Origin of the sequence: Pantoea sp. GCM10028869 (genome assembly GCF_042666835.1) — a bacterium.
Taxonomy (GTDB): Bacteria; Pseudomonadota; Gammaproteobacteria; order Enterobacterales; family Enterobacteriaceae; genus Pantoea; species Pantoea leporis.
In genome coordinates this window covers 73,911-92,127 of sequence record NZ_JBHTGO010000010.1, presented here as the reverse complement: position 1 = coordinate 92,127, position 18,217 = coordinate 73,911, and the positions used below count along the sequence as shown (strand labels likewise).

Here is an 18,217-nt window from a genome sequence, read left to right as displayed (position 1 = left end):
CGATCTTTGGGATCAGCACTGCGGCCAGCCGGCTCAGTAACGCTGCTCTCATGCATTTGCATTACCTACCCGAAAAGCCGAGGAGGCTATGATGATCGAAGTTAACTCTTATGCAGAACTGCGCACCACTGTACCGGCCAAAAACGGCGATTTGGCATTCTTACGTCGTTACAACGCGGACTCCACCTTCCACGGTGGCGGTGATTTTACCGGTTTTATCGGCACCACCACGGCGGTAGAAGATGGCGGTACGCTGGTGATCGGTAACGGTTTTTACTGGAAACGCGTGATTAACGATCCCACCGAAATCAACGTTTATCACTTCGGTGCCAAAGGCGACGGTTACGCCAACGATACCGAGGCGTTTAACCGTATGCTGGCGTGGACGCAAAGCTACTCAGGCAACATCACCGCATTACCGGTGCGTTTTCCTGGCGGTCGATTCCTGATTAGCCCCATCGACATCAGCGGTACCGAGCGCGCTTTCTTCGGTTTGCAGGGGGATGATGTCGAGCTGGGTTCGCTGCCGCGCACCACCATCATTTCCGACAAAAGCGCCAACACGGTGTTCAAGGTGAAGGCGCGTCGTACCTCAATCCGCGGTATTGCGTGGAACGGCCAGGCATCTGCCGACATCACCACCAACAAAAGCACCATCACTGCCGATATGTGCAGCAACGTGCAGCCGTTCTTCGAAAACACCTGTATCGAAGGCACCACCGTCAATATTTACTGTTTCCGCGCGCAGAATAACGGCGGTACGGTGATTAAAGTGCTGGATACCCTCGACAGTAAATTCGACCAGATTTACACCCTGTATACCTACGGACGCGTGTTTGATGTCGGCTGGTCAAACTCGCCAAAAGGCGCGTGGGATCACTCCACGGCGATTGAGCTGTGTAACTGTAACTTCCAGACCGGTTATGGCGACGCCACGCTCTACATGCCGCGCGTGACGCAGGGGATTATTCGCAACGTGTGGATTGAGCACACACGTAATCCGGGCGATCTCTCTGACGGCGGCTGGACGGTGGATACGCTGAACATTGAGGATTGCGGTACGCCGTTGAATCTCAACAATGCGCGCGTGGTGATCCGTCAGCTCAATCTGCAATCCGGCGCAAAACTCAGCCTGGATGCGGCGGCTGGACGTTGGTTATCCACCTTTGAGTATGGCTACCGTCGCGACGAGAACTACGGCACCTTTATGACCGGATCGCTGCGCGCGGGCTACTTCAGCGGCTACAAAATTACTAATAACACCGATACCGATAACTGGTATCGCGTTGGGCAGCTGTTCTTCCCGAACGCTAACCAGCAGTGGGTAATGGAGTTTATTGGTAAAGCGGATGCCACTCAGCCAACGGGCACTGCCGGTTCACCGGTCAACGTGGCGGCGACCGGCAAAACCTGGGTCAATCTGCAGCGTCTGGAAACGGTGTGGGCCGATGCCTATCACATGGGACAACCTGCGGTGCTGGATATCCGCTACAGCCGCGTCGGCACCACCTATGCGGCGGTGTGGGTAAAACTGCGCGCCAACAGCGGTGACACCATGATGAACCTGAAATGCACCGGCCCTACGCGTTTTGATACCGGTTCCTGCTCGCTGTTTCAGCAGGACTTCTCAGTCGTGACCGATACCACCAAACTGGGCGGTTTCAAACCGGCGGCGCGTTTCGGGCTGCATAACGGTTTGGCCGGTATTGGCGCGAACGAGAAAGGGGTGCTGACCGTCGCGACGGCGGCCGGTACGCCGACCAACAAAACCGCGCCTACGGGCTTTGTGCTGGTCAACATTAACGGTGTCGATCGTAAACTTCCTTATTACGATTGAGGTCCAGCACCTGTTTGGCGAGGCTTCGGCCTCGCCCTTTTTTTGTTTGTGGGGAAAGAGCTCTGGCCATAAAAAAAGCACCGCTGTTTCCAGCGATGCTCTGATTAAAAGAGGCCGATTGCGCTATCAAAAACTGACTTTGACGCCCAGCGTGGCGCTGGAATCGCTGAAGCCTTTACCGCCAACCTGTTGCGCGATGCCGCCCCAGATGCCGACGTGCTGGCTCGGATTCACTTCAAGACCCAGTTTCACTTCGCCGATGTTGCGCGCACCCGCCTGCTCAATCTTCACGCCATCCAGTTTGCTGCCGAAGCGCTGCGTGTTATGCAGCCAGTTCACTTCAGCGTAAGGCTGCGCGGTGGCGGTGTGCATGGTTGCCCGTACGCCGGCGCGGGTTTGCACGTTATTTTTGCCGGTGGCGCTGACGCGGGTGCCGTTCTGCTCGGTATAATCGCCGGTTTTTACGCCCATCCACACCGCCTGCGCTTTCGGCTGCAGGCGATACTGCTGCTGCTCGCCGAAGGCGAAGCTGTAGCCGCCTTCCAGTGACGCTGTCATCCCCTTCGACTTGTAGCTTTCCTGACCGAGACCTTCACCTTTTACGCTGTTATTGAAGGTGTTGTAGGCCAGCCAGCTGTCGACAAAGGCGCCGCTGCGCGTCTGGCTGTCCTGCTGCCAGCCGGCATAGATACCGCCGCTGTAGCCGTTAACCTGGCCTTTGGCGCTGTAGCCGGTGGTTTTCGACAGCGTATTGCTTTTGGCGTTGCCGTAACCCGCCATCACGCCGAGGCTGAAACGGTCGCTGCCATTCAAACTCCATTGTGCGATGTCGCCACCCAGCTGCGTCATGTAGCTGTTGGTGATGCTTTTCAGCTGCGCGGTGCTATCACTGAAGCGCCCGTGCGCGCCTTCGTTGCGCAGCCACAGCGTGGTTTTTTCCACTTTGCCGGTCAGCGCATCACGGTATTCTGTCACGCCCGGACGATCGGCTGCGCTCAGGGTAAACAGGTTGCTGGCCGCCGCAAGGTTAGCAATATAGCTGCCGACTTCCGGACGAGCACGCGGGGTACGTTTCGGTTGCGGCACCTCAGGTGCAATGACGGTACCCGTATCGCCGCCCTCGTCTTTGATGGGATCGACAGGCGTTGGATCAATAATGGGATCGACAGGCGTTGGATCAACGGGAATCGGATCGCTAACCAGGCGCCACTTACCGTTTTTATCCTGCACCAACGCATAATCCCACGCGCCTGCGACAATGCGACCATCCTGCAGGAACTCACCGTTTTGTGTGCCCTCAACGCGAATCAACTCAATGCCCTCCAGCGTGGCAGCACCTTTACCGCCCGCATTGTGCACCTGAACTTTGGTGGTGCCGCTGGAGTTGCCGGCGATATGCAATTTATCGCTAGCCGCATCGTCACCCGCCAGCGCAAGGTTCATCACCAGCTTGGCGTTGTCAGCGTGGTAGTCGCCGTTTACTGTCAGAGTATTAAAACTCTTGGCATCAGGAGTAAAGGCAATGGTGCCATTAGTAATATTGAGATTATCAACGGAAGAATTTCCCGTCATATTCCAGCTGGCGTTATCAATGTTAACGTCGTGTACGCCCCTGATCATACCCATCAATGCGGAACCTGAGGACAGTGACACAGAAGAAGAGGACACTTTGTTGCGATCAATATTAATGTCACCCTTTAAGACAGAATCATTGACCGCGTTGAGTTTCACTTCACGCAATATCCGTTCATCCGCATTTTCGGGATTTCCTGTTTCAATCAACGTATTACCCATTAACGCTGAATGATCGAGGTTGACGGTCAAATCCGCATAATCCATCGCTCTAATGACTGTGCCATGGTTAACAGTGAATGTGGTATTAATTAAATCTAAATCAACTTTATCGATAGCAACCGAAATACCGGTAGCTTTGTCACCCATCAAGTTAAAGCTTGAGTCTTTAAAGCTAACATGAGAATGACTTTTGGTGTAGCCATCAATATTAATGCCAGTAACAGTATTGTCATTTGCATTTTCATTGCTCATGTTAATATGAGTGTCTGATACGTTTAATGTACCCGCACCATGCACCCAAAATGCTTTACCACCTTGATTACTGGTGATACGAGAGTTTTTGACTTCGTTTAATGATTCGTAAAAGCTGGCGACGCCTGTGGCTTGATTTTCAAGTTCAATATATAAATCTTCACTTATGATTTTACTATCTTTCGCATAGGCCTTGACTGCTGCAGCACCTGTGCCACTGACTTTTATTTGACCACTTCTGGCATTTATTAAGCCGCCTTCAGATGCGAATATGGCTGTGCGTGCAATAGTATTCCCAATGATGAAGTTCGTAAGATTAATAATACCGTTATAAGTAGATTTGACAGCGTCTCTTTTTTCTTCGGATGCGGCGATGACGATGTTATTGGCATTGATTAAAGAGTTGCTTGAATAGATTCCTGTTCCACGAGAATCTATTTTAACATTATCAGCATTTAAAATTCCGCCACTTTTAGCAAACATCCCATAACCGGCTTCACCGGTGGTTGTGATGCTGCCACCAAAAATATTCAGTTCCGAACCGGTATTGACCCACGCACCATAGGCACTGTCGCCCGTCGTAATATAGTGGCTATCGATGCTGGTCGTCTTTCCGCCGTTTTCAGCCAGTAATCCGTACGCCCCTTTATCCGTAACGGTGACATGACTGTTGGCCACATTTGCCACGGCTGAGCTGTAGCTATTGATGCCCTGACTGGTAGACACGACGGTCACGCCATCAACATTTACTACGCCACCGCTTTTGGCGAAAATACCGATGCTTTCTTTTCCGGTATTGGTAATGCTGCCACCGATAATGGTGAGTTCAGATCCCTTGTTTGCCCATGCGCCGTAAACGCTGCTACCTGACGTGGTGTAATGACTGTTGGTGCTGGTAACGTAGCCGCCATTTTCAGCCAGCAGCGCGTAGGCTCCATTACCATTCACGTTTACATTGCTGTCGGCAATGACAAGCTCGGTACCTGCACCCAAACCGTAAACGCCATAGGCGTTGGCCTGTACGCTCAGGTTCTTGGCCAGAATGTTGGATCTATCGGCGTAAACGCCCACGCCGGAAGTATTCAGGGTAATATCGCTAGCCATTAACTTGCCGCCATTGCCAGCCGCTAAACCATATCCCTGTGGACCTGTAGTGGTAATTGTACCACCCGTGACATCAATACTTGATCCGGCACCATTAACATAAACTCCATACGCTTTTTTACCGCTGGTCGTGAAGTTCACATTATTGCTGTGCGCGGTGGCGCCTTTTTCAATAAATAAGGCGTGCGCATTGTCATCATTGGTGGCTACGTCCTTATCCTGAATATCAATAATATTGCCTGCGCCAGAAGCATATTCACCGTAGGCGGGGGCGGCCAGCGCTGGCTGGATAATCCCGACGCTGGAAATCGCCATGAAGGCCGTCGCCACGCAGCCTGCGGTGAGGCGACGTGCTGTGCTGGAGCGGGATGATTTCACTTTACCGCGTGCCAGCTCGGAGGTGACAACATAATTACCCTGGCTGTGGTTCCAGATAACCCGATAATTTTTATTCATTTTGACTCTCTGCCTGTAAAAATACATCACGCCGCAATAACACGATGATTCGCACGCGGGATGGTTAAGGGATGGGGATATAACTTGATGGCAGAGAGAATATGAAAGATGCGGCAAAAAACCGGCTAAGACATGTCTTGAATAAAATAAGTACAGAAAGAATTTAATTATTGAGCGGCGTATTTAATAGCAGGAGGTGATGTGTCGCTGTTTATTCTGTTTTAAAAAATTTATTTTTAATGAGGATTATCAGTGAAGAAAGGAGGCGGCTGGCCGCCTCCTTAAACATCAGGATTTCGGGAAAATCCACACATGGTTTTCCGGCAATGCCAGATGGCAGTGCTGCGGATCGCGCACCTCGCTGCCATAAGCGCGAATGACAAAATCATCGCCCTGGGTGCGGAACAAATATTCCCAGCGATCGCCCAGATACATGCTGGTGAGCAGCGGCAGTTCCAGCTGATTTTCGCCCGGCTCCTCGACCAGTTTCACCCGCTCGACGCGGATCACCGCCGTGGCTTCCTGGCCGTTTTGCACGCCTGCGCCCGCCAATCCCCACAACGCCCAGCCTTTGCCCTCGATGCGCGCTTTGCCGTCGCGCAGCTCGGTGATTTTGCCGTGCAGCCGGTTGTTGCTGCCCATAAACTCGGCGGTGAACAGGGTTTTTGGCGAGCCGTACATCTCCTGCGGTGTGCCTTGCTGTTCGATTTTGCCGTTATTGAGCAGCAAAATACGGTCGGAAATCGCCATCGCCTCATTCTGGTCGTGTGTCACCATCAGCGCCGACAAGCCCAGTTTGATGATCAGCTCACGCAGGAACACGCGCGCCTCTTCGCGCAGCTTGGCATCCAGATTCGACAACGGCTCATCCAGCAGGATCACCGGCGGGTTGTAGACCAGCGCACGACCAATTGCCACGCGCTGCTGCTGACCGCCAGAAAGCTGGTGCGGATGGCGTTTACCAAGGTGGCCTAATCCCAACTGCACCAACACATCCTGCACGCGTTGGGTGATCTCCGCCGCCGCTACTTTGCGCAGCTTTAACGGATACGCCACGTTCTCGAACACGGTTTTGTGCGGCCACAAGGCGTAGGACTGGAACACCAACCCCAGATTACGTTCTTCCGCTGGGATCTCACTGCGCGGCGTGCCGGCGTAAACCGTGTTGTTGCCAATCACAATCGTGCCTTGCGTTGGCTTCTCCAGCCCGGCGACCGCACGCAGCAGCGTGGTTTTGCCGCTGCCGGACGGACCAAGCAGAGAAACCACTTCGCCGCGCTGCAAATTCATCGACACGCCTTTCAGCACCGGATTGTCGCCGTAAGTTAAGTGCAGGTTCTCGACCGATAATTCAATCATGTAATTTGACTCCAAATCGCAAGGCAATACCCAAACCGACCACGACCAGCAGGATGTTAATAAACGAGAGTGCGGCGACGATATCTATCGCGCCCGCCGCCCACAGGGAAACCAGCATGGAGCCGATGGTTTCCGTGCCGGGCGAAAGCAGGTACACGCCGGTGGAATATTCGCGCTCGAAAATCAGGAACATCAGCAGCCATGAGCCAATCAGGCCGTAACGGGATAACGGAATGGTGACGTGACGCGTGATCTGTCCGCGCGTGGCGCCGGTGCTGCGCGCCGCCTCTTCCAGTTCCGGCCCGACCTGCAGCAGCGTGGAGGAGATCAGACGCAGGCCATACGCCATCCACACCACGGTATACGCCAGCCAGACGCTGAAGATGGTGCTGCGCAGTGACCGCAGCCAGACGATCAGGTTATCGCGCAGCCACTGCGACCAGACGAAATCAGACAGCCAGCCCGATTTGAGCGAGTTATCCAGCCACATCGGCAGGAACAGGAACACCCAGAGAAACGCCAGGCCGGCCAGCAAGCCCGGCACCGCACGCGGTACCAGCACGCTGTAGTCGAGAAAGCGCGTGGTGTTATCGGGTTTGCGGTGCATGGCGATACCGATAAACAGGTAACACACCACCGCCAGCGCGCCGCCAATTACCCCAATCGCCATCGAGTTGACGATGGCGCGCAGCAGGTTAGGCTGCGCCCAGATGGTCTGGAAAGTTTTGATCGACAGCTCATCCCAGATTGAGACGCCAACGCCCCAGTTTGAGATAAACGCACGCAGCACCACGCCCAGCAGCGGCACGCCAATGGTCACCGTCAGCCAGAAGGCGACAACCGCGCCCGCCACCCAGCGCCATTTGCCCAGCGGCAGCGCACGCGCCTGCGAGGCTTTACCTTTCACGGTGACAAAGCGATTGGCGGTGCGCATCAGGCGGCGTTGCAGCATCACCAGCGGAATGGTGATACAGATCAGCACCACCGCCACGGCGGCCATCAGATGATAAGAAGGCGTGCCGAGTTTATTAGTCAGCTGGTAGAGATAGGTGGCCAACACCATGTTGCCTTCGGGATCGCCCAGCACCAGCATCAGGCCGAACACCTCCAGCCCGAGGAAGAACAGCAGCACGGTGGCATACAGCATCGAAGGACGCACCATCGGCAAGCTCACCGCCGTCATCACCTGTAGCGGTGTCGCGCCCGCAATACGCGCCGCTTCTTCCACATCCGATCCCACGCTGCGCAGCGCAGAAGAGATATACAGATAGGCGTGCGGGACGTGCGTTAGCCCGGCGATCACCACGATGCTCGACATGTCGTAGATATTCCACGGCACAAAACCGAACAGCGATTGTGCCCACAGCGAGAAGAATCCCACCGGGCCCGCCGCCACCACGTAACCAAAGCCGAGTACCATCGGCGAGACAAAAATTGGCACGAGGATCAGCGGCTCAATGATGCGTCGGCCGGGCAGATCGGTGCGCACCATCAGAAACGCCAGAATACCGCCCAGCGGAATGGCGATGATCACCAGCCCGAAGGCGAGAATAAATCCGCTGCGCAGCGCTTTATAGAAGTCGGGATCGGTGAAAATAAATTCAAACGACTCGAGGCTCCACGCTTTCGACGGCGAAAAGAACGGGGCGGACAAGAAACTTTGTATCACGATAAACGACAGCGGAACGTAGATAACCAGCGCGGTTATCAGCACCACAACGCCGCGCGGCAGGCTTTGCCACTTTCTCTGCAATGCACGCATATTGAGACCCTGAATGGCGAATCAGATAACAGAAAGAGAAGCGCGACGCAGCGGCCGCGCTTCGGTACTGCCGTTATTTACCGGCGGCTGTGCGCCACTGTTTGATGTAATCCAGACGTTTTTTCGGTTGCAGATATTCCAGCAGGCTTTCATCAACCGGGATCGGTTTCAGCGCGTTACCTAACATTTTGGTCAAGCCATCAATGTCATTTTTGCCTTCAATATCGTTGCGCAGGGAAGGGATGTCGGCCTGATTGGCCAGGATGGTTTGCCCTTTTTCAGACAGCACGTAATCGAGCCACAGCTTAGCCGCATGGCTGTGTTGCGCTTGCTGGCTGATGAACGAGACGCGTGACAGCACCAGCGTGTAGTCCTTCGGATAAGCGATGCCCAGCGACGGATCGGTTTTGGCGCGCGCTTCGGCGTAAGAACCCAGAATGTTAAAGCCAATCAGGTTTTCGCCGGATGAAACCCTTTCCATCATGGTGCCGGTGGAAGACTGCACGGCTAAACCGCCTTTCGCCACGTCGGCCAGGGTTTTGAAGTAGTTGGGGTCGGCTTTGGCATCCTGTACTGAGAGCATGAAGCCGAGGCCCGATTTCTCAATATCGTAGGTGGTGACTTTGCTCTTGAATTTGTCGGTCTGGCTGGCGATCAGCTTGGCTAACGCAGCGTGCGAATCGGGCACGTCACCGGCCGGGATCATGCGCTTGTTGTAGATAAAGACCACCGGTTCGTAGGTGGTGCCGTACGCCTTGTTATTCCACACCGCCCACTTCGGCAGCTGCGCCAGTTCAGGGGATTTGTACTCCTGCGCGTAGTCGGTCGCCAGCTTCAGGCCGGTATCCATTGAGGAGCTCCACACCACATCGCCGCTGGTGCCACCCGAGGCTTGTTCACTGATAAAACGGTTGTACAGCTCGGTACTGTTCATATCGTTATATTCAACTTTGATGCCGGGATAAGTGGCCTCAAAGCCTTTGACCAGCGGCCCGGCGGCTTTGATGTCGGTGGTGGAGTAGACCACCACTTTGCCCTCTTTGGTGGCGGCATCAATCACGCTTTGGTAGTCCGAAGGGTAACCTTGCGGCGGAGCCGCTACGGCTGACATTGAAACAAACACAGTGGCGGCAATCAGAGACAGAGGGAAAGTGTTCGACATTATAATTAACCTTTTAGTTACATTTGAGGAACTAAAGGTCAACATAGCCGATCGCCTTTTCCACACAAGAGGTGACGGATTGTTATCTTCACGAAGTGTGATTGTTGGCGTCGTTTAGGTAATTAACACCATAAAAACCACAAGTGGCCGCGCGCGGGATTTGCGCAAGATCACAGGATTTTGCGGTACAGCCGTCGCGGGTGGCCGATGTTGCCGTACTGCATCTCGACGCCAATAAATCCGATCTCCACGCAATATTCGAGGTAGCGGCGGCCGGTGGTTTTGCTGATGCCGATGTTTTCTACCACCTGTTCAACCGACCAGCTGCTGTGCGGTGCTGCGTTAAAAAAGCCTTTCACCCGTTCCAGCGTAATCGACTCAATGCCTTTGGTGGATGGCGCGGCAGGCGCGTCACTGGCTGGCAGGTTGAACAGCTTATCCAGCGCCTGTTGATCGACATTCTTCATCTGGCGCAGGGTCTGCACCAGCAGCATGAAGCGCTCCAGCGACGCGCGCAGGCGATGGAAAAACACCGGTTTCAGCAGGTAGTCAAAGGCGCCGCTGCGCATCGCGTGGCTACAGGTTTGCATGTCGCTGGCGGCGGTGATGAAAATCACCGAGCACTCAAAACGCTTCAGCAGCGGATCATCAATCAAGGTTACGCCCTGACCATCCGGCAAATAGTTGTCGAGCAGCAGCAGGCGTGGCTGATGCGCGGCAATCAGCGCGCGCGCCTGCGCCAGCGTGGCGGCAATGCCGACCACGCGCAGATGAAAGTTCTGCTCAATATATTCACGATGCAGATCGGCCAGATGCGGCTCATCTTCCACAATCACCACATCAAGCGGCTTAGCATTATTCATGGGAAAGTCCTGTTAATGCGGCGGGCTGGAACGGAATAAACACCGAGAAGATGGTGCCCTGCGGTGAGTTGTCGCTGATCTCAATGCTGCCGCCCGCCTGCTGTACATAACCTGCCGCCAGATAGAGGCCGATGCCGTGCTCAGCACCGAACATATCGTCGTTGCTGGACGGCTTGCTGGTGACGCCTTGCTCAAACAGATGCGGTTTAATGCTGTCATCGATGCCGCAACCCTGATCGGCCACTTCGATTAACAGCTCCTGATTACGGCCAGAAATATACAATTCTATCGGGGCGGCGGGCGTTATGGCATTGAGCGTGGCGTCGACGGCGTTATCCAGCAGATTACCAATCACCGACATCAACGCCGTTTCACTCAGTGCGGCAGGAATGCGGCTCAGCTGGCAGGCCGGATCAAATTTCAGCTCCACGCCTTTTTCCCGCGCGCTGACATATTTCCCCAGCAGCAGCCCACAGAGCGCGGGCGAGGTGAAGCGCGCCGAGACAAAATCCAGCACCTGCTGCGCGCCAGCTGATTGCGCGTGGATGTAGCGCATCGCGTCGTCGTAACGCTGCATCTGTAACAGGCCGACCAGCGTGGCGGTCCAGTTCAGCTGTTCATGACGCATGATGCGTAAATTATCTGCATAGCGTTTCACCTGGCTCAGTTGGCTGCTCAACGTATTGATGTCGTTTTTATCGCGGAAGCTGCATACCCAACCGCCAGGCTCGCCGGGTTCCAGCTCGATCGCCACCCGGTTAACGATCACCTGACGCTGATTGAGCACGGTAACGTGATCGTGAGTTTTCACCTCATGCTGGCGCAAAAACGCCGCAGGAATCTGCAACACTGCATCCAGCGGTTTTCCCAGCAGTTCACTCTCACTCTGCTGAATATCCAGCAACTCGCGTGCGGCGCGGTTGATGAGAATCAGCTGCCGCTCCGCGTTGACCGCAAACACGCCTTCATACATCGCTTCCAGCAGCGCTTTTTGTTGCAGCACCAGCAGGGCGATATCCTTCGGCTCCAGCCAGAACATCTGTTTTTTCAGGTTGCGACTAAACATCCAGGAAAAAATAAACAGCAGCAACAGCAGCGCCACGCCATACAAACTGGCCTGCCACAGCAGGTTAACGTTGATATTGGCAATATAGGAAGTGAGATAACCCACCGAGACAATGCCGATCACCTGATGCTCGGCATTTAAGATTGGCGCCTTGCTGCGCAATGACACGCCGATGCCGCCTTTGCGCACTGAAATAATGGTTTTGCCCTGCAGCACCTCGGCATTGTCACCGCCAATCATCGGTAAATTGAGGCGCTCCGGTGATTCCGAGTGGTAGAGATGGTGTTCTTGTGTGTCGCCAATCACGATATAGCTGGCATCGCTTTGGTTGCGCAGCGGCTGGATCAGCGCGGCGATGCCGGCGATATCACGGCGCGCTACTTTCTCCGCCAGGCCGGGCATCAGCGCAATTTCACTGGCCTGCACCCGCGCGCGCTGTCCCAAATCGTGATGCAGTTGGCGATCGATAAAATGAAACAGAATGGTGCCCAGCAAGGCGAGTAGCAGGCAGGAAAACAGCACCAGCGACAGGAAGAGTTTTACCTGGAAAGATAATCTGCGTTTCATACAACCTGCAGTAAAGAGAAACTGGAGAGAGGCATGGCTGGAGACTAGCACGCGAAAATGCGTGCCGTGACACGCTATCTTCAGAGTTGTGAGCTGGCTTCAATCCCGGCGCGGCTTAGGCGTTGGTTACTGTTGGCACCATGTCAGCGATATTCCCATCTTATTCCTGGTATTCGCCTGCTGTGGCGCTAATCAATCGGCAAAAAATCAATTCACCACGGCTAATCTATGCGCCGTTATTTAATCCAGCCTTTCTCTGAGTAAATTCCGGTTTGGCCTGGCAACCATTGACCTTATAACCCGGAGTGGTGAGAATGCCGGGAAAAGTTTTGAATTAGATCGCAAATTTTGGGCATTAAGCCCGTTGCAGTGCGACCGCAAGCGTCGCACTGAATTAACGCCACTTGCACTCATCGGAACGCAAAAAGACGCGCCGAAGTAATAAAAGTGCAGGGCACACAGCAAATATCGTTAATGTCGTGACGTTCGTTGAGAAGGCCCGTCTGTTGATGCACCTACTCAGCCCCGGTCGGCATTTCTTGTTTTTGGTGATGAGCGCGATAAAAACGCCAGCGTTTTTTTACGCTCATTACCAGACAGATAAAAATTTAATTTAAGTTCGCCGTGAATGACGTGGTGACGCTATTAAGCCAAATCACCACAAGATAAAACGTAACTGGCTGAAAATTAACTGAACTCTTACGAGCGCAGCGCAGCCTTTTTATGCCTGAAAAATGGGTTTATGCGTAGTCAGTAAACAGGTAGCTGCAAGCCTGGGGCGGTAGCCTGCCTGTTTTACCTGACGAAAGCAGAATAAATCTGCACGGTTTATTTGGCGATTATCTTATTTAGCGATTTTTTTACAGAGAATTAAAGGCCAGTTTTATTTGACCTGAGGAAACTCTGAAATAGACAGGCAATAAATGTTAAGCCGGGCGCAAGCAACGTGCACTGTTAATCACTGCAATGTTCAGCAAATTTTTTTTCCGCCCGCAACTTTTACTCCGACAGAGTCCAGAGGTTATATGCAAAATCCCGTTAACGACGTTTTAATCAGCGTCATCGTGCCGGTGTATAACGCCGCGGCGTATCTGGAGCGATGCATTGATAGCCTGCTACAGCAGGAAGAAAGCCGTTTTGAAGCGATCTTTATTAATGACGGTTCCAGCGATAACTCGCTCGCGATATTACAGAATTACGCCCATTACCCGCATTTTCATATCATTGATAAAACCAACGGCGGCGTTTCGTCGGCGCGCAATCAGGGCATTCACGCCTCGCGCGGCAAACTGCTGTGCTTCTTAGACGCCGATGATTTTCTGCCGGCCAGCGCATTTGCCACCTATGTGCGGCTGATGCAAAACAACATCGCCATGGTGGGTGGGGAATCGCAGCACTTCACGCCGCAAGGCGATCCGCTCGATTTCCCGGCCAACAGCAGTGACGTGCGCCAGCTGACCGCTTCGGCGGCGATTAACGATCTGCTCTATTTCAATCCGCGTCACGGCATCTGCGACAAGGTGTTTCGTGGTGATGTGATTCGTCAGCATCAGCTCACCTTTAACGAAGAGATTTATAACTTCGAAGATCTGCTGTTTGTGGTCAATTACCTGCACCTGCAACAGGATCGTCAGGTGATCTTCACCCAGCAGGTGGTTTATCACTATGTGGAATCCACCAACTCCGCCACGCGATCGGCGTTACGCGAAAAGCATTTCTCCTTTGCACGTTCCTTTAATGGCATGCAGGCGTTTTTATCCGCGCAGCATAGCCGCTGTTATTACCATCTCTATTTAAAAGTGACCTCGTCTTATATCTATAAAGCGCTGCACAGCGACGGATTCAGCCGCGCCTTTATTGATGAATATATTTCGCTCTACCGTCGCAGCTTCAAGTCCTATTTCACATCAGGATTGATGCTCAATCCGTGGAGCCTGTACTTTGCGCTGTTTTTTGTCAGTCCACGACTGGTATCGCGTCTGCGCCGCCTGGCACAGAAATAAACGCTGAGGTTGAGTTGTGAAAGATAAATTAAAAAATTCCCTGTGGATGATCGCTGAAAAGCTGATTGCGGTGTTCGGCCTGATATTTGTCACTTCGTACGTGGCGAAATATGTGGGGCCCACCACCTTCGGCATTATCTCGATTTCGATGCTGGTATTTCAGTTCATCCAAAGCATCGCGCTGATGGGCAGCGATGTGATTCTGCTGAAACGCTTATCGCAAAATCATCACTCCGGCATGCGCTTAATGATGGCGACCTTTCTGCTGGTGTTAGTGATTTACGGCATTCTGGCAGCCAGCGGCATGCTGATTATGGGCGAAGAGTGGAGTGCTGAAGCGCGGGTATTTGTCTGCGCAGCGGCGATTGCCTGTCTGTTTTCTTCGCTCGATCTGGTCAATATCTACAACGAGGCGATGCTTAATGCGCGCCTGAATGTCATCGCCAATCTGGCGGGGCTGGCGATCAGTTTAACCGTGCGCTTCTTTATTTCGTATTACGGTTTGGATCCGCAACTGTTGTCGATTCCGATCGTACTGGCGACCTTTATTCCTTTTGCCATCAAACTGACGATATTCCTGAAATACCATCGTCAGGTACCGATTCCGGCACTGCGCCAGATGAAGAAATATTCCCGCTATATGGTGGCGTCCGGTATTTCTCTGGTGTTTTCCGTGATTGCGGTGGCGATTTATACCCGCGTTAACCAAATCAGCGTGTCGTATTTCCTTGGCGTGAAAGAGGCGGGGATTTTCTCTGTCGCGCTGACGCTCGCCACCGCGTGGGTATTTTTACCCAATGCCTTGCTGGCTTCCTTTTTCCCGGCGTTCTTTGCCGAACGTGACGATCGGCAATCGATTATCAAAGCGCAGAAATTACATCTGCTGGTGATAGGTGTCTCGTCGTTGGTGATTCTGGCGATTTGGTTATTGTCCGGATGGTTTATCCGTGACTTTTACGGTGCGGAGTATCTCGATGCGGTAGCGCCAACGCTGTTACTCAGCGTGGGTGCGATGTGCGCGGTGCTAAGCAGCGTGATGGATCGTTTCATTATTAAGTACAACGGATATCGCTATTTAGTGAAGAAAACCTTCGTGGTGTTATTAATTTGCGTGGCCTCCTCTTTATTGTTGGTTCCTTATTTCGGTTTAAATGGCGCGGCCATGAGCGTGGTATTAACCGAGTTTTTATCTTTCTCCCTGCTTAATTACTTTTTCCCTGCTCAACCCGTAATGCGTATTCATCAAATTTTTATCAATCCCAGGAAACTATGGCTGTTATTTAACAATATCAAAACCTCAGACAGTAAAGAGAGTTTATCATGAATGAAAAACCCCTGTTTAGTCTTATCATTCCCGTCTATAACTCACAAAAAACCATTAAACGTACTTTACTGAGCGTGCTTAAACAGACGTTCAGCAATTACGAAGTGATTGTGGTTAATGATGGCAGCAGCGATTCAACCGCGAATATTCTGCAGGAGTTTAGTGCTTATTCGCAGGTCACGGTAATTCACCAAATTAATGCCGGTGTCAGCGCCGCTCGAAATAGCGGAATGCAGCAAGCCAGCGGTGAATATGTGTTATTCCTCGATGCAGATGATTGGGTGGATGATAACTTCCTGATGATCTTCAAACAGAATCTCGATGCCTGGCCAGCGGAATCTGTCGATTTGATGGTGGGCAACCTCAACGACAACCGCGTGGGCAAAGTGTCGCAGGCGGGCTTCTTCAGTCAGGAGGACATTCCTTATGTGCTCGGTGAGCTGGAGATGAGTGATAACATCGGTTATCTGCATAACAAATGTTATCGCCGTCAGATTATTGAGGAGTTGAACCTGCGCTTTTTGGAAGGTATCTCCATGAGCGAAGATTTGCTATTTAACCTTAAATTCTTCAGCTGCATTAGCAATTTTCTGGTCACGCCGGGCGCGGCTTATCATTATGAAGATGTGGCGGGTTCATTATCGAAGCGTAAAGTGCAATACAGTGAACTGAAAGTACGTAAACAGTTTCTCACCGCACTGTATGATTCGATCATCAGTAAATATCAGGCCAGCGATCTCGACTATTTCCTTAAAGGCATCTCCAAACGTGTGCTGGCGCTGGATATGCAAATCGTGACCGCAATGTATCACTCATCGTTTTCACCTGCGGATATTGCCCAGGAAATTGATCAAATAAAGCGGGGTAAATACTCAAAAGGTATTTTCATCCTGCTGAATAAAAATGAAAAATTGAAGTACATGATTATGAATTTGAATACACTCACAGCGTACTATTTTCTTTATGCACTCTACAGAATGCGCGCATTCTAATTAAATTCTCCCGGCGTTAGCCTCTGGACGCATTTGCTGTATCAGAGGCTAGTGGCCGGGGGAGTTGCTCTTTATGTCATCTGCACTACCCGTGGTAACAGCCCAGCGTTGCCACACCTTTCCACTTTCCTCACGCCTTTCTGCTGACTCCCCGTTACTCCTTCTTGCACTCATTCCGCGTCTCATGTCAAATAGCGCCCCATGCAATCGATTGCGCGCATGTTTCGTGCATTTACTGCGGCGTAAAACATCAGGATGCGTGAATTTCATCTCATGAAGCGTCATCCTTTGCGTTCCGGCCGGGCGGAGCAGCCCACGCCATGATTGGTAGCCATCTTTGTGGCTGCATGTTGATAAAGCTTGAAATTCTGGAGAGACAGATGGACAACTCACAAACCGGTACGCTTGGCACCGTAGATACGGCGGCTAAGGGCTGGCGTAAGAGTGATACCGTGTGGATGCTGGGTCTGTACGGTACGGCGATTGGTGCGGGCGTGCTTTTCCTGCCGATTAATGCCGGTGCAGGCGGGCTGATTCCGCTGATTATCATGGCGATTCTTGCCTTCCCGATGACCTATTACGCGCACCGTGCGTTAACGCGCTTTGTGCTCTCCGGTAAAAATCCCGGCGAAGACATTACCGAAGTGGTGGAAGAGCACTTTGGCGTGGGCGCTGGCAAGATCATCACCTTGCTCTACTTCTTTGCTATCTATCCGATCCTGCTGATGTACAGCGTGGCGATCACCAATACCGTTGATAGCTTTATCGTGCATCAGCTGGGGCTGGTTTCGCCGCCGCGTGCGCTACTGTCGCTGATTCTGATCATCGGCATGATGACGGTGGTGCGCTTTGGCGAGCAGATGATTGTGAAAGCGATGAGCATACTGGTGTTCCCGTTTGTGGCGGTGCTGATGCTGCTGGCGGCTTATCTGGTACCGCACTGGCATGGTGCAGCGCTGGAAACGTTGTCATTAGATGCAAATGTAAGCGGCCACGGCATTCTGATGACGCTGTGGCTGGCGATTCCGGTGATGGTGTTCTCCTTCAATCATTCGCCGATTATCTCCTCTTTTGCTGTTGCCAAGCGCGATGAGTACGGCGCAAACGCGGAGAAGAAATGTTCGCGCATCCTGGCGAACGCCCATCTGCTTATGGTCGTGACGGTGATGTTCTTTGTGTTCAGCTGCGTGCTGAGCCTGTCGCCCGCCGATCTGCAGGCGGCGAAAGATCAGAACATCACTATTCTGTCCTATTTAGCCAACCACTTTAATGTACAGATGATTGCGTGGATGGGGCCGATTGTGGCGATGGTGGCGATCACGAAGTCGTTTCTCGGGCATTATCTGGGGGCGCGTGAAGGGTTTAACGGCATGGTGGTGAAGTCGCTGCGCAGCCGCGGTAAAACCGTCACGCCGCAGCGTCTGAATCGCCTGACCACCGCGTTTATGCTACTGACCACCTGGCTGGTGGCGACGCTGAACCCCAGTATTCTGGGCATGATTGAAACGCTGGGTGGGCCGATTATTGCGATGATTCTGTTCCTGATGCCGATGTATGCCATTCAGAAAGTGCCGGCGATGCGTCAGTACAGCGGGAAAATCAGTAACGTGTTTGTGGTGATCGTTGGCGTGCTGGCGATTTCGTCGATTGCTTATTCGCTGGTCAGCTAAGCATAT

At 52.7% G+C, this 18,217-nt stretch carries 11 protein-coding genes; 5 read left to right on the top strand and 6 right to left on the bottom strand.

What is annotated here, in order from left to right:
* Positions 1–91 precede the first annotated feature (91 nt).
* Entirely contained in the window at positions 92–1,837 is a 1,746-nt protein-coding gene (locus ACFQW4_RS20930) for a glycosyl hydrolase family 28-related protein (protein WP_101762507.1), read from the top strand.
* Between the two features lie 126 nt (positions 1,838–1,963).
* Here the strand turns inward: ACFQW4_RS20930 and ACFQW4_RS20925 are convergent, their stop codons facing one another.
* From ACFQW4_RS20925 to ACFQW4_RS20900, 6 genes are all read right to left on the bottom strand, one after another.
* Positions 1,964–5,443, bottom strand: coding sequence for an autotransporter outer membrane beta-barrel domain-containing protein (locus tag ACFQW4_RS20925; protein ID WP_377727220.1), 3,480 nt, complete (start codon positions 5,441–5,443; stop codon positions 1,964–1,966).
* Between the two features lie 288 nt (positions 5,444–5,731).
* The gene (locus tag ACFQW4_RS20920; RefSeq protein WP_377727217.1) at positions 5,732–6,802 is read right to left on the bottom strand and encodes an ABC transporter ATP-binding protein; all 1,071 of its coding nucleotides are present in this window, start codon (positions 6,800–6,802) and stop codon (positions 5,732–5,734) included.
* Positions 6,795–8,564 (bottom strand): iron ABC transporter permease, encoded by a 1,770-nt coding sequence (locus ACFQW4_RS20915; protein ID WP_101762505.1) that lies wholly within the window; start codon positions 8,562–8,564, stop codon positions 6,795–6,797. The genes ACFQW4_RS20920 and ACFQW4_RS20915 overlap by 8 nt, the downstream gene beginning before the upstream one ends.
* Before the next feature lie 73 nt (positions 8,565–8,637).
* Positions 8,638–9,726 (bottom strand): ABC transporter substrate-binding protein, encoded by a 1,089-nt coding sequence (locus tag ACFQW4_RS20910; RefSeq protein ID WP_377727213.1) that lies wholly within the window; start codon positions 9,724–9,726, stop codon positions 8,638–8,640.
* Positions 9,727–9,896: 170 nt separating this feature from the next.
* Positions 9,897–10,589, bottom strand: coding sequence for a response regulator (locus ACFQW4_RS20905; RefSeq protein WP_110867792.1), 693 nt, complete (start codon positions 10,587–10,589; stop codon positions 9,897–9,899).
* A complete protein-coding gene (locus ACFQW4_RS20900; RefSeq protein ID WP_377727210.1) occupies positions 10,582–12,222 on the bottom strand; it encodes an ATP-binding protein in 1,641 nt (546 codons plus the stop codon). The genes ACFQW4_RS20905 and ACFQW4_RS20900 overlap by 8 nt, the downstream gene beginning before the upstream one ends.
* Positions 12,223–13,247: 1,025 nt before the next feature.
* Here ACFQW4_RS20900 and ACFQW4_RS20895 point away from each other — a divergent pair.
* The 4 genes from ACFQW4_RS20895 (at position 13,248) to ACFQW4_RS20880 (ending at position 18,211) form a co-directional block, all read left to right on the top strand.
* The gene (locus tag ACFQW4_RS20895; protein ID WP_137385232.1) at positions 13,248–14,225 is read left to right on the top strand and encodes a glycosyltransferase; all 978 of its coding nucleotides are present in this window, start codon (positions 13,248–13,250) and stop codon (positions 14,223–14,225) included.
* Positions 14,226–14,241: 16 nt separating this feature from the next.
* Positions 14,242–15,549, top strand: a complete 1,308-nt coding sequence (locus ACFQW4_RS20890; RefSeq protein ID WP_110867789.1) for an oligosaccharide flippase family protein — start codon at positions 14,242–14,244, stop codon at positions 15,547–15,549.
* A complete protein-coding gene (locus ACFQW4_RS20885; RefSeq protein ID WP_377727205.1) occupies positions 15,546–16,541 on the top strand; it encodes a glycosyltransferase family 2 protein in 996 nt (331 codons plus the stop codon). Before ACFQW4_RS20890 ends, ACFQW4_RS20885 begins: the two co-directional genes overlap by 4 nt.
* A 380-nt stretch (positions 16,542–16,921) precedes the next feature.
* Complete coding sequence (locus ACFQW4_RS20880; RefSeq protein WP_377727202.1) at positions 16,922–18,211, top strand: HAAAP family serine/threonine permease; 1,290 nt, start codon at positions 16,922–16,924, stop codon at positions 18,209–18,211.
* Positions 18,212–18,217 lie beyond the last annotated feature (6 nt).

What these genes read in the sequence shown, in the direction of transcription:
- ACFQW4_RS20930 (WP_101762507.1), top strand. Translation starts at nt 92, where the DNA reads ATGATCGAAGTTAACTCTTATGCAGAACTGCGCACCACTGTACCGGCC.
- ACFQW4_RS20925 (WP_377727220.1), bottom strand. Translation starts at nt 5,443, where the DNA reads ATGAATAAAAATTATCGGGTTATCTGGAACCACAGCCAGGGTAATTAT.
- ACFQW4_RS20920 (WP_377727217.1), bottom strand. Translation starts at nt 6,802, where the DNA reads ATGATTGAATTATCGGTCGAGAACCTGCACTTAACTTACGGCGACAAT.
- ACFQW4_RS20915 (WP_101762505.1), bottom strand. Translation starts at nt 8,564, where the DNA reads ATGCGTGCATTGCAGAGAAAGTGGCAAAGCCTGCCGCGCGGCGTTGTG.
- ACFQW4_RS20910 (WP_377727213.1), bottom strand. Translation starts at nt 9,726, where the DNA reads ATGTCGAACACTTTCCCTCTGTCTCTGATTGCCGCCACTGTGTTTGTT.
- ACFQW4_RS20905 (WP_110867792.1), bottom strand. Translation starts at nt 10,589, where the DNA reads ATGAATAATGCTAAGCCGCTTGATGTGGTGATTGTGGAAGATGAGCCG.
- ACFQW4_RS20900 (WP_377727210.1), bottom strand. Translation starts at nt 12,222, where the DNA reads ATGAAACGCAGATTATCTTTCCAGGTAAAACTCTTCCTGTCGCTGGTG.
- ACFQW4_RS20895 (WP_137385232.1), top strand. Translation starts at nt 13,248, where the DNA reads ATGCAAAATCCCGTTAACGACGTTTTAATCAGCGTCATCGTGCCGGTG.
- ACFQW4_RS20885 (WP_377727205.1), top strand. Translation starts at nt 15,546, where the DNA reads ATGAATGAAAAACCCCTGTTTAGTCTTATCATTCCCGTCTATAACTCA.
- ACFQW4_RS20880 (WP_377727202.1), top strand. Translation starts at nt 16,922, where the DNA reads ATGGACAACTCACAAACCGGTACGCTTGGCACCGTAGATACGGCGGCT.